Origin of the sequence: Buttiauxella noackiae ATCC 51607, from assembly GCF_001654865.1 — a bacterium.
Lineage (GTDB): Bacteria > Pseudomonadota > Gammaproteobacteria > Enterobacterales > Enterobacteriaceae > Buttiauxella > Buttiauxella noackiae.
The window spans coordinates 45,105-70,019 of record NZ_LXEO01000051.1; the positions used below are offsets into that span (position 1 = coordinate 45,105).

Annotated in this window: 25 protein-coding genes, 1 pseudogene and 1 other annotated feature; of the genes and pseudogenes, 13 read left to right on the top strand and 13 right to left on the bottom strand. The window is 49.7% G+C overall.

The genetic code is table 11. The annotated features are described in order from the left end of the window. Window positions 1-41: 41 nt before the first annotated feature. Window positions 42-755: an autotransporter domain-containing protein gene (locus M979_RS17260; protein ID WP_074388679.1), complete on the bottom strand. Its 714-nt coding sequence runs from the start codon at window positions 753-755 to the stop codon at window positions 42-44. Window positions 756-1,026: 271 nt separating this feature from the next. Between M979_RS17260 and tag the strand changes: the two genes are divergently transcribed. Together tag and M979_RS17270 are read left to right on the top strand one after the other, a co-directional pair. After that, window positions 1,027-1,590: a DNA-3-methyladenine glycosylase I gene (tag, locus tag M979_RS17265; RefSeq protein WP_034460631.1), complete on the top strand. Its 564-nt coding sequence runs from the start codon at window positions 1,027-1,029 to the stop codon at window positions 1,588-1,590. Next, window positions 1,587-2,027 carry an N-acetyltransferase gene (locus tag M979_RS17270; RefSeq protein WP_064555833.1) on the top strand — a complete coding sequence of 147 codons (441 nt, stop codon included), beginning with the start codon at window positions 1,587-1,589 and terminating at the stop codon, window positions 2,025-2,027. The genes tag and M979_RS17270 overlap by 4 nt, the downstream gene beginning before the upstream one ends. On the opposite strand, the gene M979_RS17275 is transcribed toward M979_RS17270, so the two are convergent. After that, window positions 1,996-4,326, bottom strand: a complete 2,331-nt coding sequence (locus M979_RS17275) for a molybdopterin guanine dinucleotide-containing S/N-oxide reductase (protein ID WP_064555836.1) — start codon at window positions 4,324-4,326, stop codon at window positions 1,996-1,998. The two genes, M979_RS17270 and M979_RS17275, sit on opposite strands and share 32 nt — an antisense overlap. 166 nt (window positions 4,327-4,492) lie before the next feature. On the opposite strand from M979_RS17275, the gene M979_RS17280 reads away from it, so the two are divergent. Further along, a complete protein-coding gene (locus M979_RS17280) occupies window positions 4,493-5,155 on the top strand; it encodes an OmpA family lipoprotein (RefSeq protein WP_034460637.1) in 663 nt (220 codons plus the stop codon). 68 nt (window positions 5,156-5,223) lie between these two features. On the opposite strand, the gene M979_RS17285 is transcribed toward M979_RS17280, so the two are convergent. Further along, complete coding sequence (locus tag M979_RS17285; protein WP_064555839.1) at window positions 5,224-5,841, bottom strand: DUF5666 domain-containing protein; 618 nt, start codon at window positions 5,839-5,841, stop codon at window positions 5,224-5,226. Window positions 5,842-6,039: 198 nt separating this feature from the next. On the opposite strand from M979_RS17285, the gene M979_RS17290 reads away from it, so the two are divergent. After that, entirely contained in the window at window positions 6,040-6,342 is a 303-nt protein-coding gene (locus M979_RS17290) for a hypothetical protein (protein WP_064555842.1), read from the top strand. 21 nt (window positions 6,343-6,363) lie between these two features. Here the strand turns inward: M979_RS17290 and M979_RS17295 are convergent, their stop codons facing one another. Beyond that, on the bottom strand, window positions 6,364-7,209 hold the full coding sequence (locus tag M979_RS17295; protein WP_064555845.1) for an aminoglycoside phosphotransferase family protein: 846 nt from the start codon (window positions 7,207-7,209) through the stop codon (window positions 6,364-6,366). 256 nt (window positions 7,210-7,465) lie between these two features. On the opposite strand from M979_RS17295, the gene M979_RS17300 reads away from it, so the two are divergent. The 3 genes from M979_RS17300 (at window position 7,466) to emrD (ending at window position 9,173) form a co-directional block, all read left to right on the top strand. Then, complete coding sequence (locus M979_RS17300; protein ID WP_034460642.1) at window positions 7,466-7,660, top strand: hypothetical protein; 195 nt, start codon at window positions 7,466-7,468, stop codon at window positions 7,658-7,660. Further along, the gene (locus M979_RS23400) at window positions 7,651-7,740 is read left to right on the top strand and encodes a type I toxin-antitoxin system toxin TisB (RefSeq protein WP_122974051.1); all 90 of its coding nucleotides are present in this window, start codon (window positions 7,651-7,653) and stop codon (window positions 7,738-7,740) included. Before M979_RS17300 ends, M979_RS23400 begins: the two co-directional genes overlap by 10 nt. A 248-nt stretch (window positions 7,741-7,988) precedes the next feature. Next, window positions 7,989-9,173, top strand: a complete 1,185-nt coding sequence (gene emrD, locus M979_RS17305; RefSeq protein WP_064555848.1) for a multidrug efflux MFS transporter EmrD — start codon at window positions 7,989-7,991, stop codon at window positions 9,171-9,173. A gap of 45 nt (window positions 9,174-9,218) precedes the next feature. Here emrD and dsdC read toward each other — a convergent pair whose 3' ends face one another. Continuing rightward, the gene (gene dsdC / locus M979_RS17310) at window positions 9,219-10,142 is read right to left on the bottom strand and encodes a DNA-binding transcriptional regulator DsdC (protein WP_064555851.1); all 924 of its coding nucleotides are present in this window, start codon (window positions 10,140-10,142) and stop codon (window positions 9,219-9,221) included. A gap of 225 nt (window positions 10,143-10,367) precedes the next feature. Between dsdC and dsdX the strand changes: the two genes are divergently transcribed. Together dsdX and dsdA are read left to right on the top strand one after the other, a co-directional pair. Then, window positions 10,368-11,705 (top strand): D-serine transporter DsdX, encoded by a 1,338-nt coding sequence (dsdX, locus tag M979_RS17315; protein WP_034460648.1) that lies wholly within the window; start codon window positions 10,368-10,370, stop codon window positions 11,703-11,705. Between the two features lie 18 nt (window positions 11,706-11,723). Further along, entirely contained in the window at window positions 11,724-13,052 is a 1,329-nt protein-coding gene (dsdA, locus tag M979_RS17320; protein WP_064555853.1) for a D-serine ammonia-lyase, read from the top strand. Between the two features lie 51 nt (window positions 13,053-13,103). Here the strand turns inward: dsdA and M979_RS17325 are convergent, their stop codons facing one another. Both M979_RS17325 and M979_RS17330 read right to left on the bottom strand, forming a co-directional pair. Next, a complete protein-coding gene (locus M979_RS17325) occupies window positions 13,104-14,426 on the bottom strand; it encodes a 6-phospho-alpha-glucosidase (RefSeq protein ID WP_064555855.1) in 1,323 nt (440 codons plus the stop codon). Then, window positions 14,423-16,045 (bottom strand): alpha-glucoside-specific PTS transporter subunit IIBC, encoded by a 1,623-nt coding sequence (locus tag M979_RS17330; protein WP_034460654.1) that lies wholly within the window; start codon window positions 16,043-16,045, stop codon window positions 14,423-14,425. Before M979_RS17330 ends, M979_RS17325 begins: the two co-directional genes overlap by 4 nt. A 358-nt stretch (window positions 16,046-16,403) precedes the next feature. Between M979_RS17330 and M979_RS17335 the strand changes: the two genes are divergently transcribed. Then, window positions 16,404-17,108, top strand: coding sequence for a GntR family transcriptional regulator (locus M979_RS17335; RefSeq protein WP_034460656.1), 705 nt, complete (start codon window positions 16,404-16,406; stop codon window positions 17,106-17,108). 34 nt (window positions 17,109-17,142) lie between these two features. Here M979_RS17335 and M979_RS17340 read toward each other — a convergent pair whose 3' ends face one another. The 3 genes from M979_RS17340 to ibpA form a co-directional block, all read right to left on the bottom strand. Continuing rightward, window positions 17,143-18,804: a putative transporter gene (locus tag M979_RS17340; protein WP_064555857.1), complete on the bottom strand. Its 1,662-nt coding sequence runs from the start codon at window positions 18,802-18,804 to the stop codon at window positions 17,143-17,145. Between the two features lie 124 nt (window positions 18,805-18,928). Continuing rightward, on the bottom strand, window positions 18,929-19,357 hold the full coding sequence (gene ibpB / locus M979_RS17345) for a small heat shock chaperone IbpB (RefSeq protein ID WP_034460659.1): 429 nt from the start codon (window positions 19,355-19,357) through the stop codon (window positions 18,929-18,931). A 113-nt stretch (window positions 19,358-19,470) separates the two neighbouring features. Then, window positions 19,471-19,884: a small heat shock chaperone IbpA gene (gene ibpA, locus M979_RS17350; RefSeq protein ID WP_034460660.1), complete on the bottom strand. Its 414-nt coding sequence runs from the start codon at window positions 19,882-19,884 to the stop codon at window positions 19,471-19,473. Continuing rightward, window positions 19,878-19,954, bottom strand: a sequence feature (ROSE (Repression Of Heat Shock gene Expression) occurs in the 5'-region of heat shock genes and acts as an RNA thermometer to modulate expression.). It overlaps the preceding gene by 7 nt. 247 nt (window positions 19,955-20,201) lie before the next feature. Between ibpA and M979_RS17355 the strand changes: the two genes are divergently transcribed. After that, window positions 20,202-20,522, top strand: a complete 321-nt coding sequence (locus M979_RS17355; protein WP_122974052.1) for a YceK/YidQ family lipoprotein — start codon at window positions 20,202-20,204, stop codon at window positions 20,520-20,522. On the opposite strand, the gene M979_RS17360 is transcribed toward M979_RS17355, so the two are convergent. Together M979_RS17360 and M979_RS17365 are read right to left on the bottom strand one after the other, a co-directional pair. Continuing rightward, window positions 20,523-21,791 (bottom strand): YidR family protein, encoded by a 1,269-nt coding sequence (locus M979_RS17360; protein ID WP_064555859.1) that lies wholly within the window; start codon window positions 21,789-21,791, stop codon window positions 20,523-20,525. A 49-nt stretch (window positions 21,792-21,840) separates the two neighbouring features. Then, window positions 21,841-22,476, bottom strand: a pseudogene (locus tag M979_RS17365) (MFS transporter); the annotation flags it as partial. A gap of 78 nt (window positions 22,477-22,554) precedes the next feature. Here M979_RS17365 and M979_RS23645 point away from each other — a divergent pair. Together M979_RS23645 and M979_RS17375 are read left to right on the top strand one after the other, a co-directional pair. Beyond that, the gene (locus M979_RS23645) at window positions 22,555-23,628 is read left to right on the top strand and encodes a colicin D domain-containing protein (protein WP_064555862.1); all 1,074 of its coding nucleotides are present in this window, start codon (window positions 22,555-22,557) and stop codon (window positions 23,626-23,628) included. Beyond that, on the top strand, window positions 23,618-23,917 hold the full coding sequence (locus M979_RS17375; protein ID WP_064555864.1) for a colicin immunity domain-containing protein: 300 nt from the start codon (window positions 23,618-23,620) through the stop codon (window positions 23,915-23,917). The genes M979_RS23645 and M979_RS17375 overlap by 11 nt, the downstream gene beginning before the upstream one ends. Window positions 23,918-23,999: 82 nt before the next feature. Here M979_RS17375 and yidA read toward each other — a convergent pair whose 3' ends face one another. Next, complete coding sequence (yidA, locus tag M979_RS17380; protein ID WP_064555865.1) at window positions 24,000-24,812, bottom strand: sugar-phosphatase; 813 nt, start codon at window positions 24,810-24,812, stop codon at window positions 24,000-24,002. Between the last annotated feature and the right edge of the window lie 103 nt (window positions 24,813-24,915).

The following is a 24,915-nucleotide window of genomic DNA, read 5'->3' on the forward strand; positions in this document are numbered from 1 at the left end:
AATTAAATGTTAAATATATAAATTCAAAGTTACTTTAATGATCAAAAACGCGCACTAACACCAACATTATAAATATATGCCTCGCCCGTCGTTAATCCTTCAGCTTGCGACATTGAAGCAAACGCGGCCATATTTTTACCAATTGGCATATCAGCACCCACTGTTACATCCATCCAGCTCGAGTCCTGACCCGTCACGGCATTTGTTCGCAATCCTGACTGCGCTTTCCAGAGATTCTCACCATATTGATGGTTGTAGCTAACCTGTGCCCACGGGCGCAGATAACCGACCGACGAATCCAGACGCCAGCCCACAGTAGAGACGCTGGCATGCCAGAGCTGATCGGTAAACCGTGCTGCAACAGCCGTGTCGCCATACTCGTTATAAATTCCGGGTGTAGTGCCATCCCAACTGTACTTTGCTGTCGGGCCGGTTGTGATATTGCCGGGCAAAGAGATATTCCAGCCGATGCCCAAACGTGAGGTATCAGCGCTAATATTATCGTTACCAGAAACGAGCATCAGCCCCTCCTGGTTTTGGGAGGTAAAAGAAGATTTGATCCTTTCTGCGAGAATATCGTTGTAGCTTGGTTGGCGATTACTGTCCCAAGTGTAACGATCCTGCGCTTCGCCCGAAGTTTCTTCGGCGACATATTCTTCTTGCCAGGCAAATACATTCGTAGCATAGGGCAGACAACACAAAGCCAGCACCGTGGTGAGAGTGACACGGTGACCACTGCGTATATTTATAATCATCAAAACGACTCCAGAAAAGAGCCAAATCCGGCGATATTTTTTTGTCTTTTTGGCGGGCCTGCGTTGCGGATACCCCCTAAATAATTCAAGGTGCGTCGAGGCGGCAAGAGAGCGAGTCCCGATGGGCTTACAAAAGTAAGCACTTCGGGTGAGTAAACGCAGCCAGCAAAGAGACAACTTGAAATATGATGGGGGATAGCCCTGAATTAACTATTGTCTCTTTATCTGGCACGTCAAGTTGGCATGAGAAATTTCATCAAAGGAGAAACGTATGCTGCGTTGTGGATGGGTATCCCAGGATCCGCTTTACATGGAGTATCACGATAAAGAATGGGGCGTGCCGGTAACTGATGGACAGCACCTTTTCGAGATGATTTGCCTTGAAGGACAACAGGCTGGTTTGTCGTGGATAACCGTGCTGAAAAAACGCGAAAACTATCGTCGCTGCTTTAAAAACTTCGATCCTCAGGCCGTGGCTTTACTGCAACCGGAAGATGTCGACGAACTGGTGCAGGATGCCGGTATAATCCGCCACCGCGGGAAGATAGAAGCCATTATTAATAATGCGAAAGCATACCTGGCGATGGAAGCCAACGGCGAGAAATTCCCGGAGTTTGTCTGGTCGTTTGTCAATAATCAGGCGCAGATTACACAGGCGGCAACGCTTGCAGAAATTCCCACAACGACCCCCGCTTCCGACGCGCTATCAAAAGCGCTGAAAAAACGCGGCTTTAAGTTTGTGGGGTCAACCATTTGCTACTCATTTATGCAGGCCTGTGGGCTGGTCAATGACCACGTCACCACTTGCTTCTGCCATCCAGATAACCTCAAATGATTCGCCGCCTACAGCCTGCTGAAATGGATGAACTGATTAAAATCTGGCTTGCCAGCACTATTCAGGCTCATCCATTTATTAGCGAAAATTACTGGCACGAAAGTGAGTCCATCGTACGGAATGTTTATATTCCGCAATCTGCGACCTGGGTTTATCTGCACCAGGACAAAATGGTGGGATTTATTAGCGTGCTGGATTCGCTATTTATTGGCGCACTGTTTGTTAGCGAACCTTTTATTGGCAAAGGAATTGGGCAAGCGTTGATGGAGCATGTCAAAGCGCTTTATCCCTCACTGAGCCTTGAGGTTTACCAGAAGAATCATCGGGCAGTACATTTCTACCATCACCAGGGCTTTCGCATTGAAGAAAGTGCCTGGCAAAACGAAACGCACCACCCGACCTGGATTATGAGCTGGCAGGCGGAGCAAATGCTGTAACTTCCGGTACCGGGCCGAGATACTTTTCGGCCCACACCAGCGATGAGTTTGCAGCACAGCCATTTGCCAGTCGCGAAGTCGGAATATCGAGCGTTAGCACATTCACCGCACCGTTTTTACACAGCTTTTCATCGTCTAAATCCGGCCATGCCCCCTGGTGAATACAGACCACCCCGGGCTTAATGCCTTCTGTTACCAGTGCCCCCACCAGCACCTGCCCACGCGCATTCCAGACACGCACTAAATCACCATCCGCAATGCCGCGTTCAGCCGCATCTTTTGGATGCAGAGTTAACGGCTCACGTCCGGCAATGGCGTATTTGTCACGCAATGCCGCGTAGTTGAGTTGACTATGCAGGCGGTGTGCCGGATGAGATGAGAGCAGTTGAAGCTGGCCGGACTGCGCATTGCCTTGCCATTCGTCTGGCGCAATCCAGGTCGGATGCGGCGGGCAATCAGCGTAACCAAAACTAGCAATACGTTCGGAATATATTTCAATTTTTCCGCTTGGAGTTTTTAATGGGTTAGCCTGCGGGTCATGGCGGAAATCAGCAAAACGAATAAAAGCGGCACTCTTCTCACTTTCTGGCATTTCAATTAGTTGGTTAGCTTCCCAGAACTGATGAAAATCAGGCAATTCTATTTGCTGTGCTTCCCCGCGCTTACGGGCGATTTCATAGAACGCCTCCAGCCATTGCAGCTCGTTTTTCCCTTCCGTGAAACGGGCTTCGCCGCCCTCTTCCCACAAGGCACTGAGTTGTGCAAAAACGTCGAAATCATTGCGCGCCTCCCCCTGTGGGGAAACAACCTGCTTCATCGGCACTAAATGCTGGTTGCTGTAATCACCGGTCATCGTTAAATCATTGCGCTCAAACGATGTGGTGATCGGCAACACAATATCTGCGTGTTTTGCGGCCGCCGTCCAGAAGCACTCGGAAATAACCACCAGTTCCGGTTTCTGCCAGGCTTTGATCAGACGATTGGTATCTTGATGGTGGGTAAAATTACCGCCACCTGCCCACCAGAGCATGCGAATATCCGGGAATATTTTTTGCTGCCCATTGTGCTGATACTCTCCACCTGGGTTTTCCAGCGCCTCAACAATGCGCGCCACTGGGATTTTTTCGACAGCATCAGTACCGTTTGCCACCGTTCCCTGCATTGAACCGAGCACCGCTGCGCGCCGCGTCGGGTTGCCACCGTTCGCAAAGTGATAAGACAAACCAAAACCACCGCCCGGCGTACCAATTTGCCCCAGCATCGCTGCAAGCGTGATCAACATCCAGTGCTTTTGCTCGCCATACTGCTGGCGCTGCATCCCCCAGCCTGACATCAGCATCGTGCGATTGCGGCTAAACACCTGCGCCAGATACTCAATGGTTTGCACCGGCACACCACAAATTTTCGCCGCCCATTCGGCATTTTTCGGCTGGCCGTCGGTCTCACCCGTCAAATAAGCAGCAAACTTTTCGTACCCATAAGTACAGCGCGCCAGGAATTCTGTGTCGTGCCAGCCGTGTTTAACCAGCGTATGCGCAATACCCAACATCAGCGCGACATCAGTTCCCATATTTGGAGCAATCCACTGGGCATTTTCACCAAAGAAATCCACCGTTTCCGATCGCATCGGATCAATGGCGATCACGGTTTTGCCACTGTTTTTCAGTTGCTCAAAAAACTTCACACCCTGTTCGTCGCTGGCATTCCAGGCAATCTTTAGTGTGTTCAATGGGTTGGCGCTCCACAACACCACCACATCACTGTGCTCCAGCACCAGTGGCCAGCTGGTTTGCTGCTGATAAACCTCATTTGAGCCAACCACATACGGCATAATGACTTGTGCCGCGCCGGTGGAATAATCCCCCAAATGCCCGGTATAGCCGCCCGCCAGATTCATATAACGCTGCAATAACGTAGACGCTTTATGGAGTACGCCATTGGAACGCCAGCCGTAGGAACCCGCGAAAATAGACGCTGCACCATAAGTCGTGCGAATGCGTTGGTGCTGCTGGTGAATCAACAAGAACGCTTCATCCCAGCTGATGCGCACATACTCATCTGCACCTCGCACACCTTGTGGTGCCTCGGGTGAGGCAAGAAAACCTTTCCTGGCCATGGGATACTGCACACGGGCTTTACTGTGTACCTGGTCCGGAACTGCGCTTTGCAATGAATTCTCATGCCCGGTATCCAATGCCCCTCTGGAAGCGAAGACTCGCTCTCCGTCAGTTTCAACGATCATCGGGCCCCAATGTGCGGCAGTTAGAATTTTCTTGTTTGGTGAGAATGCATTAGCCAATTCGGGCTCCCCTATTTGCAGGTGTTGTGCAGGTGGCGGCCTGATGGCCACTCAATATTTTGTTTACAAATTCAGACGACTCTATAGAAATTTCTACACATTCACACGGCATAATCAACCGCCGCTGAAGTCGCGGTTGAGTTATTAAATTCACAAAGGAAATGAGATGAAAAAACGCGTCATGATGATTGCCGCCATTGTTTGCGGCACGTTAGCAGTTTCTGGTTGTACGACCAACCCTTATACCGGCGAACGTGAAGCAGGGAAATCAGGCATTGGAGCCGGTATTGGCTCGCTGGTAGGCGCAGGCGTGGGTGCACTCTCCTCATCGAAAAAAGATCGCGGCAAAGGTGCTCTGATTGGTGCCGCTGCGGGTGCCGCATTAGGCGGTGGTGTCGGTTATTACATGGATGTGCAGGAAGCGAAACTGCGCGAGAAAATGCAGGGAACAGGCGTGAGTGTGACGCGTAGTGGCGATAACATCGTGCTTAATATGCCAAACAATGTCACCTTCGACAGCAGCAGCGCAACACTGAAACCGGCTGGTGCGAATACCCTGACCGGCGTGGCAATGGTATTGAAAGAATACCCAAAAACTGCGGTTAATATCGTGGGTTACACTGACAGCACCGGCAGCCAGGAACTGAATATGAAGCTTTCCCAGCAGCGTGCAGATGGCGTAGGTAGCGCGCTGATCACGCAAGGCGTGGCAGCAAACCGTGTGCGTACCACAGGTGCAGGTCCGGCGAATCCAATCGCCAGCAACAGCACTGCTGAAGGTAAGGCGCAGAACCGCCGCGTAGAAATTACGCTGAGCCCGCTGTCTTAATCATTGGATTTGGCTATCTCTCGCCCTGGGTAATTTGCCAGGGCGAAGTTTGATAAAAAGCGCTGCATTTACATCGGTGGCGTCAGCCCATCTTTACCGGCGGATATCCCGCGGGCCACCAACTGACCTTTATCGTCTTTCGTGCCGTGTAAAACGACTTTAGTACCGGGTTTCAACAGTGATTTATCCCCAGGGGTAATCAGCACGACCGGAACGTCATCCGGAACAATGACTGTTTTTTCCTGATCCTTAACCTTCACCGTCATCGTGCGACCATGACTATTAACCAGTTTTCCGACCGTACCGTTGGTCATGGTATTTACATTTCCGTCGGCAGATTCAAAAGGGTTAAACCCTTCACCCGATCCCCGTAAGCTCGGTGCGAATACATGTACTTCTAACGCTTTCAGCGTGCCATCAGCCTGTTGCACCGCCGCTGTACCAATAAAACTATCAGGTTTGATATCACTCACTTTTGCCTGGCTTATGCTATTCACTTTAGTTTGATCGGTGAGTGCGACATCAAGCTTCTCCCCCTGCCGCGTGGTGATTTTGAGCGTATTACCATTCACAGCATCGATAATGCCACGCACTGGCCTAATAACATTTTCAGCTGCCGTCGCCATAGAACCAGCACTCAGCAACAATGCGCTGAGCAGAAAAGCGGAAAAACAGTGCTTAGTCATTTTCTCTCCAGTATTCAGTTTATGGATCATTAGCACGCTTATTAAGGGTAATTCGCAAATGAAAACCGGTGAGGAAAGTCGTTTGAAAGAGTGTGTTTAAACATTTCTCTAAATCGTGTGGCGGCAGGCAGTCGCAGCTAAACTATCCATGATACGCTGCGTGAATACGCTATCCATCGTGCTGGTTCAGGAAGAAATATGGCTTACAAATTTGCTCTGATAGTGCTCATCCCACTCGCGGTTATTGGCTGTTCATCGACTGACACTTCAGGCTATGACGGGCATAAAACCATTAGCCCGGCAGAGACTAACGAGGCATTAATAATGCGCTCGCAATATCCGGATCAGTATTATGGACGTGAAAATTTAACCACTGAACAGCGCAGAGAAATAAGCGAGAAAATGCGTGCAGACCGGCTGGAAGCACGAGGACGGCAGGATAACAGCACTGATAGTGGCGATGGTTTCGGACAGTCGGTTCCCAGCGGCTTCTTTAACTAAGAAAGTTGAGGGCAGCGCGAGTTAATCACGCACTGCCATATCCAACTTCTCTGCTGCAAACCAGGCAAAAGCGATGACTTTTTCGGCACTCGTTGTGTCGCCATCTTCAATAAACCATGATGCGGACAAACCCGCATAGGCCATTATCCACTGTAGCAACCGCGTTTTGCCCATACCCGTAGCCTGCGTAACAACTTTAAGCTGTCGTTGAAAACGTGCTCGACGGCCCGCTGTGGGTAGATCAGGGTTACAAAACAGGTTCGCATAATCGTAGCCTCGCTCACCGACGAGCCCTTTCGGATCGATTGCCAACCAGCCTTGCTCACCAAAATCCAGAATGTTGTTGTGATGAATATCGCCGTGCAGCGCGACTTCGTTTTGCGCAGATGACAACAGATTGATTGCGACTTCGCGGCACAGGCCGTAAATAGGATTGCTCTGCGTCGAATTAAGAAGAGAAGCAAACCAGCGGCTCAATGGCACTAACTCGCCAGGCAATACTACTGAGGATGAATGAAGTGTTTCTACAACCTGGCAGATTATCTGGCTCACCTGTTCATCTTCGTTGTTATTTGCCATCTCAAGCAAAGAGCGATTTCCGCAAGCTCTCTGCATTAACAACGCGTTAGATTCGCAAGCCAGCACTGGAGCTGCACCTTTACCATTCCAGCAGTTCATCAGTTTAGCGCCTCGCCGTTCATCTTCATTGAGTGCAACTTTCAGCATTAATGCTTTGCCGTGGCAATCGCGCACAGGCTGCAAATGGCTGGTATGCGTGATGATTTGCTCACCGTCAGAAGACAAATTCCATTTTTTAATCCAGGGCGTTAGCGTTTCGATTTGATATTCCAGAGTGGATTTATGCATGAACAACCAGAGTAGACGCTAGTGAAGTCAAAAACAAAAAACCCCGCTGGTGAGGCGAGGTTTTTTGTTTTTGCTGCTTAGTGCTTTTACTGCTTTGCACATCGCACAACATCAACTCCCCAAATATACGACGAAAGCCACAGTGGCGCAAATCCTTGCTGATATTGTGAGCAACGCATAAATCAGTGGCTTGCGATACTGTTCGCACTTTCATCTTTTTACTGTTTATTTATACAGTAAAATGGATATACTGTGTGTGTTGAAAGCGTTGTGCTCTGAGGCCGCAAACCGCCGCGCAAATGAAGTCCTGGCTGAAACGGGTGGTGCCGTCAGTGCCTTAACCTCAGAGGGGCACATCGTACAACGTCAACAAATTCAGCAGACTACAGGCAGCGGAAAGGCTCGTCGGCTGACAGTGCTCCTGGCGACAGGAGAAAGCGTATGGGCTTGATGGAACTGGCTATTTTGTTTCTGAAACTCATGGTTGCGTTGCTGCAACTACTTGAAGTCGCCATGAAATACTTCAAGTAATTCATCGTCTTCAAGTCGCACCAAAAGGAGGCGGGAAACCGCCTCCTTTTTATAAACCTCTGTTGCCGTTTCGCTGGCAACATAAATTGCCGTTAAGGCTTTACATGCTGACAATTTATCTCTCATTCAAAAGGTGTCAGGCCATAGGGTTTCATCGTCTATGTGTGGTAGATTCCTCTCGATTTTTTGGCGTAATCAGTTTTATAAACTGATGATTGGCATCTGAACCCCAAATTACACCTGAGAAAATGAAAAAGTTAGCCAATATTCACCTGCTGATGATGTTGATTCTGCTGGTTGCTGTCGGGCAAATGACGCAAACCATTTATATCCCCTCAATTCCCGATATGGCTCACGACTTCGGCGTGCGCAGCGGTGCAATTCAGCAAGTAATGGCGGCCTATTTGCTGACCTATGGCGTGTCACAACTTGTCTACGGGCCGATCTCAGACCGCATCGGCCGCCGCCCGGTCATTCTCACCGGTATGAGTATTTTCATCCTCGCCACAATTTGGGCTCTGTTCACAACTAATTTAACGGCTCTGGTGATTGCCAGTGCGTTGCAGGGAATGGGGACAGGCGTTGCGGGTGTGATGGCACGAACCATGCCGCGTGACCTTTACGAAGGTGCATCGCTTCGTTCTGCCAACAGTCTGCTGAATATGGGGATTCTGGTCAGCCCACTATTGGCTCCGGTCATCGGCGGGATGCTTGATTCCGTATGGGGCTGGCGTGCTTGCTATGGCTTCTTGCTAGTGCTTTGCACCATTGTCGCCTTCTGCATGTTGCGCTGGTTACCTGAAACTCGCCCTGTTCAGGCTAAACCTCAACGACTGGTTGCAAGCTATAAAGCCTTGCTGGGTAGTGGTTCATTTAATTGTTATCTGCTGATGCTGGTCGGTGGATTGGCTGGCGTAGCCGTATTTGAAGCCTGTTCCGGTGTATTGATGGGCGGTGTTCTTGGGCTCAATGGTGTAGTGGTGAGTATCCTGTTTATTCTCCCTATCCCGGCAGCCTTCTTTGGCTCCTGGTATGCTGGCCGGGAGAATGCGCGCTTCTCTTCATTAATGTGGCAAGCCGTATTGAGCTGCCTGTTTGCCGGCATTTTGATGTGGATTCCAGGCTGGCTTGGAATAATGAATATCTGGACATTACTGGTACCAGCCGCGCTGTTCTTCTTCGGTGCAGGGATGTTATTCCCATTGGCGACCAGCGGCGCAATGGAGCCATTCCCATTTCTCGCAGGCACCGCGGGCGCGCTGGTTGGTGGGCTGCAAAATATTGGTTCAGGAGCGATGGCGTGGTTTTCTGCGTTGCTGCCACAAACCGGGCAATTCAGCCTTGGAATGCTGATGACAGCAATGGGTGTGATGATTTTGTTCTGCTGGCTTACTTTGTCGCATAAGTTTCAGCGACATGGTGAAGCGGTGTAACTTCCGCTCACCTTTACGTCACCCAGCGAGTTAGCTCGTTTGATATCAAACTTGTGATTGCAGCCAGTGTATAAACGCTTCAATTTTTGGCCACTGCCGCCCAGGGAGCGTTGTTGCGTAATAATGTTGGTGGCATTTCAATGTCATATCACCAAATGGGGCAACTAACTCGCCGCGATCCAGGCGCTTTTGCACCAGCCTTTTGCGCCCCATTGCCACACCTATCTGGTTTACGGCGGCAATAACAGCCAGGTCTGAACGATCAAATCCAATGCCTGAAGATAAAGGCAAATCAATGGAAAAATGTTGCGCCCAGCTATGCCATTCGTCCGTACCCGAATCGTTACTCCACGCCTGACGGTCATGCAGCAGCGTGCAGTTTCGTAGGAACTCGGGTTTATTATGCAATTCGAATCGTTGCGCGTATTCCGGGCTACAAACCGGCAAGATGTCTTCATCCATCAGAAAATGATGGGTTAGCTGCGATGAAGGCGCATCATCAAAATAAAGCGCCAGGTCTACTCCAGCGCGTTGCAAGTTCACATTGTCGTTGCCAGTGAGAATGGTCAGTGAAATGGAAGGGTAGCGCCGCGTAAAATCGCCTAAAATCGGCACCAGCCAGCATTGCGCAATCGAAGGGCGCGAATAAATAGTCAGCAGGCCAGACAGCTCCTGGTTTTTGATATCCAGGATCTCCTGATTCAACGTATCCAGCGATGATTTCAGCGCCCAAAAAACCCGTTTTCCTTCATGCGTTAACTCAACTTTACGGTGTGAACGCACAAACAGCTGAATCCCCAACTCTTGCTCAAGTTGATTAATCCGGTGGCTAACCGCACTCGAACTTAGCGAAAGCTCTGCCGCCGCCAGCGCGAAGGATTGATGACGTGCCGCAACTTCAAATGTGTAGAGTTTTGATAACTGCCAACCGTTAAGCAGGCGGTTTCTGACTTCGCGAATCGGGTCCATAGCGCGTTCCTGAGAGATAAATCATGGCGGTATTGTAAAATACGCCCTCGAAAACGTCGTTTTAAGATGTGAAAAATCGAACCAAAATCAAATTAACACCCCTGATTTCGACTTGAATCACTCTTTTGCATCAATCTGGCTCATCTTAGATGCCATTTATATCGTTTGTCAGCCAGGAGCAATTTTTATCCAATAGCGGCAGATAAATCGCAGAGTGAGGTGGGTATGGAATCTCAGATTTGGGTTGTGGGAACGCTGCTAAGCAGCATAATTTTAATCGTCTTTACCATCGTAAAATTTAAGTTTCACCCTTTCCTCGCTTTGTTGCTGGCCAGTTTTTTTGTCGGCACCATGATGAGTATGAGCCCGCTGGATATGGTGAACGCCATAGAAAACGGCATCGGTAGCACGTTGGGCTTTCTCGCGGCAGTCATCGGCCTTGGCACAATTTTGGGCAAGATGATGGAAGTTTCAGGCGGCGCGGAACGAATTGGCCTGGCATTACAGCGCTGCCGGTGGTTATCAGCTGACGTGATTATGGTGTTAGTCGGCTTAATTTGCGGCATCACGCTGTTTGTGGAAGTAGGCGTTGTGCTACTGATTCCACTGGCATTTTCTATCGCCAAAAAGACCAACACCTCTTTGCTGAAACTGGCTATCCCATTGTGTACTGCGTTAATGGCTGTGCACTGCGTGGTTCCGCCGCACCCAGCAGCGATGTTTGTGACCAACAAACTGGGCGCGGATGTCGGCACGGTGATTGTGTATGGTTTACTGGTGGGCTTAACTGCATCGTTAGTCGGCGGGCCGCTGTTCCTGAAAATCGTCGGCAATCGCCTGCCATTTAAAGCGGTGCCAGCTGAATTTTCCGACCTGAAAGTTCGTAACGAAGAAACTCTGCCTTCATTGGGCGCGACACTGTTCACTATCTTGCTGCCAATTGGCCTGATGCTGGTCAAAACCCTCGCCGAGCTGAATATGGCGAAAGGCGGGGCGCTCTATACCCTGCTGGAGTTTATCGGCAACCCAATAACAGCCATGTTTATTGCGGTGTTTGTCGCCTATTACGTGCTTGGATTACGCCAGCATATCGGCATGAGCCAGCTGTTAACCCATACCGAGAATGGTTTTGGTTCTATCGCCAATATTTTGCTGATTATCGGTGCCGGCGGCGCATTTAACGCCATCCTGAAAACCAGTGGTCTGGCAGATTCGCTGGCAGTGTTGTTATCCAATTTGCATATGCACCCGATTTTGCTGGCATGGCTGGTCGCCCTGATTTTGCATGCGGCGGTAGGCTCAGCAACGGTGGCAATGATGGGAGCAACCGCGATTGTCGCGCCGATGCTGCCGCTATACCCCAACGTCAGCCCGGAAATTATCACCATTGCTATTGGCTCCGGCGCAATTGGCTGCACTATCGTCACAGATTCACTGTTCTGGCTGGTGAAGCAATATTGCGGCGCCACGCTTAACGAAACATTCAAATACTATACAACGGCGACATTTATCGCCTCTCTGCTGGCACTGGGCGCGACGTTCCTGCTTTCCTTTATCATCTAAGCGCAAAGAGATTGTCTTATGAAAAACGCTAAAATAAACACATTGATTCAACAATTTCCGCTGGTTCGCGATCTGATTGATTTGCAAGAAACCCGTTGGTTTAACCCGGAAACCACAACCCTCGCCGAAGGCTTACCATACGTGGGTCTGACGGCCGAAGATGTACAGGATGCCCATGCACGCCTGACGCGTTTTGCACCTTATCTGGCGCAGGCATTCCCGGAAACCGCTGCGACTAACGGCATTATCGAGTCCGAACTGGTAGCCATTCCGGCAATGCAAAAACGCCTGGAAAAAGAGTTTGATCAGCAAATTTGTGGCCAATTGCTGCTGAAAAAAGACAGCCATCTGCCGATTTCAGGCTCCATCAAAGCACGTGGTGGGATTTATGAAGTCCTGACACATGCCGAAAAACTGGCAATCGAAGCCGGTTTACTGACCACCGACGATGACTACACCAGACTGCTATCACCTGAATTTAAAGCTTTCTTTAGCCAGTACAGCATCGCGGTGGGTTCAACCGGCAACCTGGGGTTATCCATCGGCATCATGAGCGCACGCATCGGCTTTAATGTCACCGTGCATATGTCTGCCGATGCTCGCGCATGGAAAAAAGCTAAACTGCGCAGCCATGGTGTGACGGTTGTGGAATACGAACAAGATTACGGCGTTGCCGTTGAACAGGGCCGTAAAGCAGCTGAATCCGACCCGAACTGTTTCTTTATCGACGACGAAAATTCCCGCACGCTTTTCCTCGGCTATTCAGTTGCCGGCCAGCGCTTAAAAGAGCAGTTTGCCCAGCAAGGTCGCGTTGTGGATAAAGATCACCCGCTGTTTGTTTACCTGCCATGCGGCGTGGGCGGTGGACCTGGTGGCGTGGCATTTGGTCTGAAAATGGCGTTTGGTGATAACGTTCACTGCTTCTTTGCAGAACCGACGCATTCGCCTTGTATGCTGCTGGGGGTTTATACCGGTCTGCATGATGAAATATCAGTGCAGGATTTGGGTATTGATAACGTTACTGCCGCGGATGGCCTGGCAGTAGGGCGTGCATCCGGGTTTGTTGGGCGCGCAATGCAACGGTTACTCGACGGTTTCTATACTCTTGAAGACCAGACGATGTACCAGTTGCTCGGCTGGCTGGCGCAAGAAGAGAATATTCGCCTCGAGCCTTCTGCGCTGGCGGGAATGCCTGGCCCATTGCACGTAAGTGCTGATAAGGCTTACCAGCAGATGCATGGCTTCACCGCGCATCAACTGCAAAATGCCACTCATATCGTCTGGGCGACAGGCGGTGGCATGGTGCCAGAAGCAGAGATGGCGCAATATCTGGCGAAAGCGAAGTAACCCTTAATAGATTTTGTAAGGGGGATACGCTCCCCCTTACCCTGTTTGCCGCTATTTCAGCTCAGGCCAGTATTCTTTGTTTGCCTCAATCAAATCATCAAGAATCGCTTTGGCAACCGACGCACTTGGCACGGTTTTCGACAGCGTAATCGCCTGCCACAATTTCACATATGAACCCTCTTCCCAGGCTTCTACCACCAATTTTTCCACCGCAACCTGCTGGCTCATCAACCCTTTCTGGAACTGTGGAATATTGCCGACAACCAGCGGCTCCGGCCCGCTTTTCCCAACCAGGCATGGAATTTCAACCATCGCTTCCGGGTCGAAGTTATTAATCGCACCGTTGTTTGGCACAATTAAAAGCATGCGTTCTTGAGTGTTAAAGGCAATTGCTGCCGCCAGATCGACGATGTATGACGCATGTTCGTCAATCTCCAGCTCCCCTGCCGATGATTTCCCTGCCTGAATGATGGCATTACAGGAACCAAATACATGTTTTTCGCGGTGTTCCATCACTTCGTTGGCGCGGGTGTGTTCCGGATTGGAGTGCTTAACCACATAATCCGGGAACAGGTAATATTTCAGGTAAGTATTAGGGAAGGTGCTCGGGTCCAGAGCCCATACATCTTTTGCTTTAGAAAACGTATCGTTCCAGCTGGCTTCAGTTCCGTGCTCATCTGATGGCGGAACATAACCAAATTTAGCCACATGTTCGCGGATCTTAGGCATCAAGTCGTTGCCATTCTGATCCTCAATTGATGTCCACCAGCCAAAGTGGTTAAGGCCGTAATAACGTACGCGCATCTCTTTGCGATCTTTCAGACCAGCGATTTGCGCCATGCGGCTTTCAATGCCAATGGGCATATCGCAAATGTTGAGAATCTTCGCGTTCGGGCGCAGTTTACGTGTGGCTTCAGCCACAATCGCTGCCGGGTTTGAATAGTTAAGCATCCAGGCGTTTGGCGAATATTTTTCCATAAAATCAACCAGCTCTAATACCCCACCGATGGAGCGCATACCGTAGGCAATCCCGCCAGGTCCACAGGTTTCCTGGCCCAGGACGCCATGGCGTAGTGGGATTTTCTCGTCTTTTTCACGCATCGGGTATTTACCCACGCGGATGTGGGCCATCACGAAGTCCACATCGGTAAAGGCTTCTTTCGGGTCGGTGGTATAGCTGAACTCTATTTCAGGCGCCTGCTCTTTGAGGATAACTTTGCAAGCTTCTGCAATAGTTTCCTGGCGTGCACCGTCATTGTCATAAAACTTCAGGGCACGCAGCGGGAAGCGGTGCTGGTTTGCCAGTAACATCAGTACGATACCAGGAGTGAATGTGCTGCCGCCACCGGCTACTACTACAGAGAATTTTTTCATGATACTGCCTCCGTCATGGATTTAAGTTCGGTCGAAGAAGTGTCTTTCATCAGGGTTTCAAGTTGGTCCCGGACTTGTGGGACATGCAGGCCCACAATCACCTGAATACCGTTGCCGCGTCGCACCACACCGTGGGCGCCCAGCGCTTTGAAAATGTCGTCACTGTGCGTCAGAGCCATATCTGCGAGGGTGATACGTAAGCGAGTCGCACAGTTATTGACGCTAAGAATGTTGTCGCTACCACCCAGCGCTTCGAGGAAGCCTGCGGCCTGACCTTGTTTGGTCTCTTTGGTCGCAGCAGCGGTGGTTTGCTTGCGTGATGCCTGGTAATCCGCCTTGCTGTAAAGCTTGATCTCACTCTCTTCACGACCCGGCGTTTTCAGGTTGAAGCGCAAGATGAGGGTACGGAACACCACGAAGTAGATGCCTGTGAAGACAAGGCCAATACCAATCTGGATAAACATCATCGATGCGTGGTTGTGGAACATCGGTATCCAGTTTTGTGGTAGGAACTGGTCAAGAAGCCCACCCCCCATGTTGCCCACCACGCCACACATGTACATCACGGTCGCCATCGTTGCGGCGAGGAATGCATGGACGGCAAATAAAACTGGCGAGATAAACAGGAAGGTAAATTCCAGCGGTTCGGTAATACCCACCAGCATCGCGGTGAGTGTTGCGGGTATCAGTAATCCTGCGACTTTCACGCGGTTTTCAGGAGCTGAGGTGGCATACAGAGCAAGCGCAATCCCCAGGCAGCCAAATATCTTCGAGTTACCGTGCAGTGCAAACCCTCCTTCCGGGAACAGCGTTTTCAGCGGCAACGTGCTCTGGCTGAATTCCTGCAAATGCTGCGCCCAGTAAACCTGAATGCCCCCTTCAACTACCGCCGGGCCAAAGATAAACGGACCGTAGATGAAGTGATGCAAGCCAGTTGGAATCAGAATGCGTTCCAGGAAGGTATAAACCCAGACACCAAGCGAACCGGCACTGCGCAAGAATTCCTGTAGGGATTCAATGCCCATCTGCACTTTTGGCCAGCCAAAAAGGGTAAGCCAGGCGCAAGGAATCATGGCAAAGAAGGCGACAATCACGACAAATGAACTGCCCTGGAAGATGCCGAGAAAGACGGGGAGTTGTTTGTCGAAATAGCGGTTGTGGATAGCGGTGACGAACCCGGAGATAACAATCGCGCCGATAATGCTGGTATCGAGTGTTTTGATCCCGGCAATCATGGTTAACCCAGTTCCAGCCACCGGATCGGCGCTGAAATCGACGCCGAAGTAATGGCCCCAGGTCATTCCCATGGCATTGATGAAGTAGTTCCAGGTCATAAAGCTCACCAGCACCGCTAAGCAAGCACGGCCCTGCGCTTGCTTAGCAAGGCCAATCGGTAAGCCGACGGCAAAAATCAGCGGCATATTACGGAATACCGTCCAGCCGCCCTCTTCAATAATGTGAACAATTTGCGCGAATAAATTATCGGGTGCAGTTAGCGCTTCGCCGACGAACATCGGGTTGCGCAACATAATGGCGATGCCTACAACAATCCCGGCAAATGGAAATAACAAAACCGGGGTAAACATTGCGCCACCAAAACGTTGTATTTGACTGAGCATTTTTAAATCCTCACGTAACAACCTGTAGGGTAAATACCCTTTTGCATTCAAGCTGCAGCCAACCCCACTGCAGCTCGAAGGATGACGGGTATAAGTGACCTTATTTTTTAAACGCTGGTCTGAGACTGAGAGTAGGGAGGTGTAGGCGACTTATCTTTGCCTGCCGCACCGATTCGTGATCGCTTTCATAGTTTTTGTTTAGGGTAAGTTGTCTACTTTTGAATGAATAAATAGACACAGCGATTTTTAATTTCTTATTCACCATGAAAATATGAAATAAAAATTATTTAAATTATGTAGTTAACCAATGAAGTAACGGCTTTATAAACCCCATTCAAAGCTGCTAAGAGGTCTACAGGTGATCTACAAATCTATCGCCGATCGGTTACGCATCCGGCTAAATTCTGCTGATTACAACATTGGCAGCCCGCTACCTTCTGAAGTTCGTCTGGCAGGTGAGTTTGGTGTTTCACGTATGACGATCCGTAAAGCCATCGATTTACTGGTGAGTTGGGGTTTGGTTGTGCGTCGCCACGGCAGTGGTACTTATGTCGCGAAGAAAGATGTTCACCACGAAACGACAAATTTGACCGGTTTTATTGAGGTGATGCGTAACCAGGGTAAGGAGGTGGTGAGCGAGGTATTGGAATTTAATGTGATGCCCGCCCCACCAGCAATCGCCAGCCAATTACGCATTAATATTGATGAACGGATCTATTACTCGCGTCGGGTGCGCTCGGTAGATGGCAAGCCGTTAATGGTAGAAGACAGCTATATGCCGGTGAAATTATTCCGTAATTTGTCCGTCGCACATCTGGAAGGTTCAAAATTCAGTTATATCGAGGATGAGTGTCACATTATCGTGTGCGGTAACTATGAAAGCCTGACACCCGTATTGGCAGACAAGAAGATGGCAAAATTGCTTAACATCAATGAGCTAACGCCTATTTTGCGCATCACATCACTGTCATACAGCGACAGCGGCGACTATGTGAATTATTCAGTGATGTTCCGAAATGCCAGCGAATACCAGGTGGATTACCATTTACGACGGGTACATTAAAAAGAGATGCCCGTCTAAGCGGGCACCTTAATTTCTACATTCCCCCCCAGAAGATAACCGCCAGTAGTTGCGGCGTGATAATGCGCAGGAACATCACCAGTGGATAAACGGTGGCATAAGAGAGTGCCGCAGCTCCACTGGTTGCGTGCAGGCCGTTGGCAAAAGCCAGTGCAGGGGGATCAGTCATTGAGCCTGCCAACATTCCGCACAGTGTCAGATAATTCATTTTGGCGAGTAACCTTGCCAGCAATGCAGTCACCAGCAATGGAATTCCTGTAATCAGAATCCCGTAGCCAATCCAGCTGACTCCATCTCCGTGGAGCAAAGTACTGATAAAATCACCGCCCGATTTCAATCCAACCACCGCCAGGAACAGCACAATTCCTAACTCGCGCAGCGCAAGGTTGGCACTTGGCGGCATAAACCAATAGAGCTTGCCGATGCTACCAATTCGCCCAAGAATGATAGCCATAATAAGCGGCCCACCTGCCAGCCCAAGGCGTAGAGCCACAGGGAAGCCAGGAATAAATAGCGGAATAGAACCGAGCAATACCCCAAGTCCAATGCCAATAAACACTGGCAGCATTTGCACCTGCTGGAGTTTCTGTTGCGCGTTACCGACTTCAGCGGCTACCGCTTCTATTGATTCCGGGCGGCCTACCAGGTTCAGGATGTCGCCAAATTGCAGGCTGGCATTGCTGCTTGCGACCAGCTCAATACCTGCACGATTCAGACGAGAAATCACCACGTCATACTTTTGTTTTAAATGCAGATCGCGAATTTTCTTGCCGAGAACTTTCTCGTTAGTCACCACCACACGCTCAACGCGCAGGTCTGTACCACGAGTCGAAAGCGAGGTATCCACCTGCTGGCCAATCACCAGCAATGCAGAGTGCAGATCTTTTTCCTGGCCGACGAGGTGTAGTAAATCTCCGGTTTGAATAACAGTGCCAGGCGCTGGCACCATCAGCAACTCCCCACGTTTCAAACGCGAACATATAATCGTATCGCTATTAAGGACCGGCACTTCCTGAATAGGTAATCCGTTAAGGTTTGGGTTGGCGACACAGATATTCATCGTCTGAAGTTGCGCGTGATTTTGCCCATTACTGCTATCAAAGCGCTGCGCTTCTTGATCGACATTAATCCGAAATGCCATGCGAATTAACCACATGGTCAGAAGAATCCCGCAAATACCGAACGGATAAGCCATCGCGTAGCTCATCCCCATTTTATCGACCAACTCTGAAGGCGTACCGAGGTCGGCCAAAATTTGCTGGCCTGCACCTAACGCTGGTGTGTTAGTTACCGCTCCAGAGAAAACACCCAGCACCACAGGAAGTGGAACATCGAAAATTTTATGGACGAGTGCCGTGACCAACGCACCAATCACGACAATCAGAAGGGCAAATAGATTAAGTCGTAAACCGGAAACGCGTAGTGAGGAGAAGAAACCAGGCCCAACCTGAATACCAATGGTGTAGACGAAGAGGATCAAGCCGAATTCCTGAATGAAATGAAGCATATCTCCATTCAGGCTTATCCCTGCCTCACTGACGAAATGGCCAACAATAATCCCGCCGAACAGCACGCCACCGATACCAAATCCGACACCGCGTATTTTGATATTGCCAATCCATAAGCCGACGACTGCGACCAGAGCCAACATACTGACAGTTAACGCTATTCCACTCATCGAAGATTTCCCTGTGAATAACATCATCGTTACAAGGGATTCTGGCAGAGAGGAGAAGGAGTTAATGGGGTACAGAGCACAAAAAAAGGCCCCATAAAACGGGGCCTAAAAGGGGATACTCAGTTTAGCTGTTGAGTGCCGGGCGTTCGCTGATAGCAATGCGTTTTGGCGCAACGGCTTCAGGGATTTCACGCACCAGATCTATATGCAGCAGACCGTTGGTAAAGGTCGCGCCAGATACTTTCATATATTCAGCAAGGGTAAAGCTCAGGTTAAATGGCTGAGTCACTAACCCCTGATGCAGCCAGGTTGGCTCTTTCTCGGGTTTAACCGGCGTCCCTTTAACATGCAGACGCGTACCTTCGAGTTCAATTTCGAGATCTTCCTGGCGGAAACCTGCCAGCGCAAGCGTAATGCGGTAATGATTGTCATCGCCTTTTTCAATGTTGTAAGGCGGGAATGACTGGCCTTCAGTGCTTGTTTGTAAAGCATTAGCCAGTTTGTCAAAACCGATCCATTGACGCAGCAGAGGTGATAAATCGTGGTTACGCATAAGTTTTCTCCTTCTTTGAAGCGAGTTAAGTCTTACCAGTATGCGAACTGGTATTGGCTCCCTGACGGCAAGCCAGCCTTCATTGTCTGGGCCGCACAAAGCGACCCGCAGAATTAATTGATTTCGATACGGCGCGGTTTCATCGCTTCCGGAATCACGCGTTCCAGGTCGATATACAGCAAGCCGTTAACCAGGTTAGCACCACGAATGTGGATGTTTTCCGCTAACTGGAATTTGCGTTCGAAGTTGCGCTCAGCAATCCCCTGATAGAGATAAGTTCGCTCTGGTTGCGGATCTGCATGCGCACCTTTCACAACGAGCAGGTTATCCTGGGCTGTAATTTCCAGTTCGCTTTCGGCGAAACCGGCAACAGCAATCGCAATGCGATAGTTATTTTCGTCAACTAATTCAACATTGTATGGAGGATAACCGCCATTGCTCTGGCTTTGGTTGTTTTCCAGCAGGTTAAACAGACGGTCAAAACCAATAGCTGAACGATAAAGCGGGGATAGGTCGAAATTACGCATATATAAAAACTCCTGAAATCAGCGAGACTCAAACATTACCTTCCATCATGGACAGGCTTCTAAAACCAAGTACCCTTACGGCGTACTTTTTCTGACTACATCTCTAAAATCGGTCCTTATTCACGCTTTTCAAGGCCACAAAAGGAAATTTTTTGCGGCTTCTGCTGTCCATACATAGACTGTTTTGGTAGTAAACAGGATTTATCTGCGATAGCCGCCACAGAGTGGCAAAAGCAATAAATTAATTATCTGCATGGGTGATATAAACCAGAGCAGCCTGGCCGGAAATGGCCCCCCATAAACGATAAACAACACTAATGATGAAAAGCTATCTTCCAACATTAATTCTCGGCAGCGGATTGCTAACAGTCAGCGGATGTTCAAGTGTGATGACTCACACTGGTGGGCAAGAAGGATACTATCCAGGCACGCGAGCCAGCTACGAAATGCTGGCCGACGGCGAGACAAGCTGGGGATATAAACCTTTTGTCGCGCTGGATATGCCGTTCACGGCAGTAATGGATACTGTGCTGTTACCGTGGGATATGTTCCGCAACGACAAATCGCTGAAATCACAAGTTGAAGCAAGCGAGAGCAAGAATCTGGCAACCAATTCTGTGATCCCGCCTGTTCAGTAATTAACAGTCTGTTTGCGTCATAAATAACTGACGGAATCCATCAACATCCTGCATCCAGGCGATGTATTTGCCATCAGGTGAAAACACCACCGCATCCGCTGAAGGCGCACCACTATCTGGTGCTGTAAGCGGCGTGATTTCCCCATTGCTCACATCGCATAAGACAATTTGCCCCTTGCTCACAAAGCCCACGGCTTGCCCTGCGGGATGCCAGTTAAACGCCGACTGGATATCGTCTTGCCCATGTGTAAGTTGGCGTGGTTCCCCACCGTTTGGTGAAATCAGATACATTTGCACAATACCGGCATCATCGCGCATCAAGAACGCCAGTAAGCTGCCGTCCGGACTGCTTCGCACCCAATGCCGTGGCAGCGTGGCTAATCCTGGGTAACGCCGCTGGTGAGTGAAAGTCAGGCGTGTTTGCTCAATGCCTGCAGGTGGTGCTGGCAAAGTGGTTGGCGTACCTTCAATTGGCTCAGAACCTGCTTCTAAGTAAGCTTCTTTGTGTTCAGGCAAATCAACGATAAACAGCTCGGGCACTTTCTCGCCTTTGGCTGAAAAGGTATCGCCAATAAACGCCAGCGCCCAACGTTGGTGGCTGCCATCAGGTTTTAAATAGCCATGGTTGCCCACCCAACCTTCTTCATAGGCACGGTTAATTTCATCGCTTCCGGGCTGTGGTGAAGGCTTAGTACGGCTCACCAGCACACAATAATGGCTACCATCATATTCACGAGGATGTTGTTTTACCGGAGTGACGGGGCCAAAAGGCAGAGCAATCCCGACATTCCGCAGATCTTTCGCCACATCGTATTCATGCATCACATGATCGTTATAAGTGAAGCTGACGCGTGAACCATCCGGGCTCCAGACGTGGACATGACTGCCGCCACGCAAAGCACCGGGGGTAAACGGTGGGGTAATATCCATTGCGTCGAGATTGGTGGCAATGCCGTTTTCGACCACCACGCCACGGCGGTGATGGAAATCGTACTGCCAGTTAGCATCCGGGTTTTCCGGGCCGTGGATGAAGACATAGCGCTCGGGTTGCTGCGGGTTCACGGTCACCACGCCGACATGCGCGCCATGCGATGCCTGATAGATCAGTTCTACTTCGCCAGTCATCACGTTAACCCTTTCAATCGTTTCACTGGTAAACGACGCGCCAGAAGGGCGAACATCAAACACCAGCCACTGGCTATCTGGCGTCCAGGTGTTGATGTTAGTGAGTTGATGGTTACGTGATGCAAAGGTGAGTTGTTTGGTCATGGTTTTACCCTGAGACGATGGATGCCTCAGGGTAAATCATTGCTGATTTTTATCCCACCCTTTCTACTTTACCCACCAGCAGTATGTAGGAGAGTGCGCCAAGCAAGGCGATGACGGCGATGTACACCAGAGCCGGAGCAAAGCCATAACTCTGAGCCAGGTAACCAATCACCAACGGAACCGTAATTCCGCCCAGACCACCCGCAAAATTGAAGACCCCGCCAGTCAGGCCAATCAAGCGCATCGGAGCCAGAGAAGAAACCAGCGACCAGGTGATTGATGCGAAACCGTTTCCGAAGAAGGCGATAGCCATCAACGTCATAATCCAGACCGGATCATTGGTGTAATTCGCGCCCATAATGCAGGTGGAAAGCAGCAGGCCACAGATGATTGGCGTTTTACGCGCCACGCCCAATGAGTAGCCTTTACGCACCAGGCGATCCGCCACCCAACCAGAGAGCAACACACCGACAAATGCCGCCAGGAACGGTACCGTGGTCATAAATCCGGCTTTCAATGCAGTAATTCCTTTTTCCTGCGTCAGGTAGTTCGGGAACCAGGTGAGGAAGAACCATAACGTGGAAGCCACAGCAAACTGCCCAAGATAAACACCCACTAGCTTGCGATTGAATACCAGTTTCCAGTCAGCACGCGTCAGCGGCGTGCGGGCTTTTTTCTCAACAGGCACAAAAGACATGTCTTGCCTGGTACTTTATTTGAAAGTTTAATAACCTTAATTTAAAAATGGGAACAGGGAGCATGGATGTTCAGGTTACTAAGAGCATGGGATGCAGAAAGAGAGCTTTCTCCAGCTGATTTTCAGTATATTTTGTCTCCGCGGGATGCTTTCAGCCAGGCGCGAATATTCTACGAAATCAGTAGCGATCATTATCATTACCCCGACAACATTTCCTGCCATGACGTCCCCCGACGCAAAAGCGGAAATCTGAGCCTGTTTTCTGCGCCTGATAAGCGCCGTCAGAGGGGTTATGCCGATAACGTTTACGACGATACGCAGCGAAATATCGACGAGGGCTGGATCATCGGCATCGACACTCACGCCCAGTGGGATAATCGCCGCAATCCGTTCTCTTTCGATGAAGACAGCAATTTAGTCTATGACTGTTTTATGGATCACTATCACGAGTGGTTCGAAAGTGAAGTGAGAAAGGCTTATGAAAAGTGTCTCAACAACCACAACGGACGTAAACCCGCACCGACTGTGAAGCAGGCGTATTACGGCGATGCCCCGGTGCAGCACACACAGGCCGCAAAAACCATCAACAGCAAGGCTGCGGGACGACTTCTGGCGGCTGGCGGTATTTATAACGGCAACATCGAGGGATTCCAGCAAACCGCGCAGCAGCTAGGCGGCGATGCACCGGCAGGTTATGATCAGGTCATGGATAACAAAGGATTGCTCATAGTAGGTGCTTCAGTTATAGCCGGAGCAACCCTTGGCAGGTTTGGTGCAGTTAGTGAATTAGAAGAGTTGTCTGCTTTATCAAAAGCGCCTAAGCCACCACCATCTGATTTGGTTAATTTCGAAACCCGGCAGCTACAGAAAAAATTCAAACACGCTGTAGATTTCAACATTACAGGAAACCCAAACAGTGAAGGGCTGAAGTCATTTGAGCAAGCTCTAAAAACTCACATAGATGACCCTTTGACACAACAAATAACCGGGAAGTATCGATGGAATCAAGACGTTTACCACTACTACAACCCTGAAACTAAAATAGATGTAATGACCAAAATGGATGGTAATTTCATTTCAGGATGGAAGCTGTCTGAAACACAAATGTCCGACTTAATAGGTGACGGAAATGTCTTTTAATCATAATGAATTAGCGATTTTAGCCATGATTGATTCGTTTGTTTCAGGCGATCTGAATGCATCGGACTTTGAAAAAAAGTACTCTGCTTCATGGCGTGAACACAGAGACTCTGATGCTCCCAAGTCCAAAGACAAAGATGCTCAGCGTTATTTTGATGCCGTTTTCTCAGCAGTGGATTCCTATTGCGATGATCCAGACTTACGCGACGAAGATGATTTAGATGAACAAGGGTTACTGGATAGCATCATCAATCTAAAAAAATTATGGGAAACGTCAGCCTCAGCTTAAGCAAGCCAGGTTTTACCATAACATCCGTCGTCAGTACTGCCAGATCCCCCAGGGTGGCGCTAACCACCCTGCGTGATTTGCATCAGTTCAAAACAAACTTCTCAATCGCGTAAGCAACGCCATCTTCAAGGTTTGATTTAGTGACAAAGTTGCTGACTTCTTTAACTTTATCGATGGCGTTATCCATCGCAACACCGATTCCTGCATATTCCAGCATCGCAATGTCGTTTTCCTGGTCACCCAGCGTCATCACTTCTTCTTGCTTGATGCCAAGGGTTTCTGCCAGCGCTTTCACGCCCGTACCTTTGTTCACGCGCTTATCGAGAATTTCCAGGAAGTATGGGGAGCTTTTTAGCAACGTATAGCGCTCATAAACCTCTTCTGGAATTTTGGCTATCGCTTTATCCAGAATCGCCGGCTCATCGATCATCATCACTTTCAGGTATGCGCCGTTTTTATCCATATTTTCTGGCTCGCTGAACACCAGCGGGATATTGGCGACGAAGGATTCGTGAACGGTGTAATAGCTGATATCGCGGTTCGCGGTGTATAGCGTGTGTCTGTCCAACGCGTGGAAGTGAGAACCAACATCGCGAGAAAGCTGCTCCAGATAACGGTAATCATCATAGCTCAGTGCGGTTTGCGCCACGGAACTGCCGTCGCTCGCTTTCTGCACCAGAGCTCCGTTATAGGTGATGCAGTAATCATTTGGCTTATCCATGTGCAGTTCTCTGAGATAGCTCTCAACTCCTGCAAAAGGGCGTCCGGTACACAAAACAACATTTACACCGCGTTCACGCGCGCTGGCGATAGCAGCTTTTACGGCTGGAGAGATGGTGTGATCGGGCAGCAACAATGTGCCGTCCATATCAATAGCAATGAGTTTTATAGTCATAGGATTTTCTGAGGTAATGAGTTTATCCCATGCTAGCGCGATTAAGCCCGCAAAAATAGCGCTACGTTACGTGTGAAAACAGCCCGTTTTTTGGCCAAAAAAA

Coding starts and splice junctions, on each gene's coding strand:
- M979_RS17260 (WP_074388679.1), bottom strand. CDS start 755: ATGATTATAAATATACGCAGTGGTCACCGTGTCACTCTCACCACGGTG.
- tag (WP_034460631.1), top strand. CDS start 1,027: ATGCTGCGTTGTGGATGGGTATCCCAGGATCCGCTTTACATGGAGTAT.
- M979_RS17270 (WP_064555833.1), top strand. CDS start 1,587: ATGATTCGCCGCCTACAGCCTGCTGAAATGGATGAACTGATTAAAATC.
- M979_RS17280 (WP_034460637.1), top strand. CDS start 4,493: ATGAAAAAACGCGTCATGATGATTGCCGCCATTGTTTGCGGCACGTTA.
- M979_RS17285 (WP_064555839.1), bottom strand. CDS start 5,841: ATGACTAAGCACTGTTTTTCCGCTTTTCTGCTCAGCGCATTGTTGCTG.
- M979_RS17290 (WP_064555842.1), top strand. CDS start 6,040: ATGGCTTACAAATTTGCTCTGATAGTGCTCATCCCACTCGCGGTTATT.
- M979_RS17295 (WP_064555845.1), bottom strand. CDS start 7,209: ATGCATAAATCCACTCTGGAATATCAAATCGAAACGCTAACGCCCTGG.
- M979_RS23400 (WP_122974051.1), top strand. CDS start 7,651: ATGGGCTTGATGGAACTGGCTATTTTGTTTCTGAAACTCATGGTTGCG.
- emrD (WP_064555848.1), top strand. CDS start 7,989: ATGAAAAAGTTAGCCAATATTCACCTGCTGATGATGTTGATTCTGCTG.
- dsdC (WP_064555851.1), bottom strand. CDS start 10,142: ATGGACCCGATTCGCGAAGTCAGAAACCGCCTGCTTAACGGTTGGCAG.
- dsdX (WP_034460648.1), top strand. CDS start 10,368: ATGGAATCTCAGATTTGGGTTGTGGGAACGCTGCTAAGCAGCATAATT.
- dsdA (WP_064555853.1), top strand. CDS start 11,724: ATGAAAAACGCTAAAATAAACACATTGATTCAACAATTTCCGCTGGTT.
- M979_RS17325 (WP_064555855.1), bottom strand. CDS start 14,426: ATGAAAAAATTCTCTGTAGTAGTAGCCGGTGGCGGCAGCACATTCACT.
- M979_RS17330 (WP_034460654.1), bottom strand. CDS start 16,045: ATGCTCAGTCAAATACAACGTTTTGGTGGCGCAATGTTTACCCCGGTT.
- M979_RS17340 (WP_064555857.1), bottom strand. CDS start 18,804: ATGAGTGGAATAGCGTTAACTGTCAGTATGTTGGCTCTGGTCGCAGTC.
- ibpB (WP_034460659.1), bottom strand. CDS start 19,357: ATGCGTAACCACGATTTATCACCTCTGCTGCGTCAATGGATCGGTTTT.
- ibpA (WP_034460660.1), bottom strand. CDS start 19,884: ATGCGTAATTTCGACCTATCCCCGCTTTATCGTTCAGCTATTGGTTTT.
- M979_RS17355 (WP_122974052.1), top strand. CDS start 20,202: ATGATGAAAAGCTATCTTCCAACATTAATTCTCGGCAGCGGATTGCTA.
- M979_RS17360 (WP_064555859.1), bottom strand. CDS start 21,791: ATGACCAAACAACTCACCTTTGCATCACGTAACCATCAACTCACTAAC.
- M979_RS23645 (WP_064555862.1), top strand. CDS start 22,555: ATGTTCAGGTTACTAAGAGCATGGGATGCAGAAAGAGAGCTTTCTCCA.
- M979_RS17375 (WP_064555864.1), top strand. CDS start 23,618: ATGTCTTTTAATCATAATGAATTAGCGATTTTAGCCATGATTGATTCG.
- yidA (WP_064555865.1), bottom strand. CDS start 24,812: ATGACTATAAAACTCATTGCTATTGATATGGACGGCACATTGTTGCTG.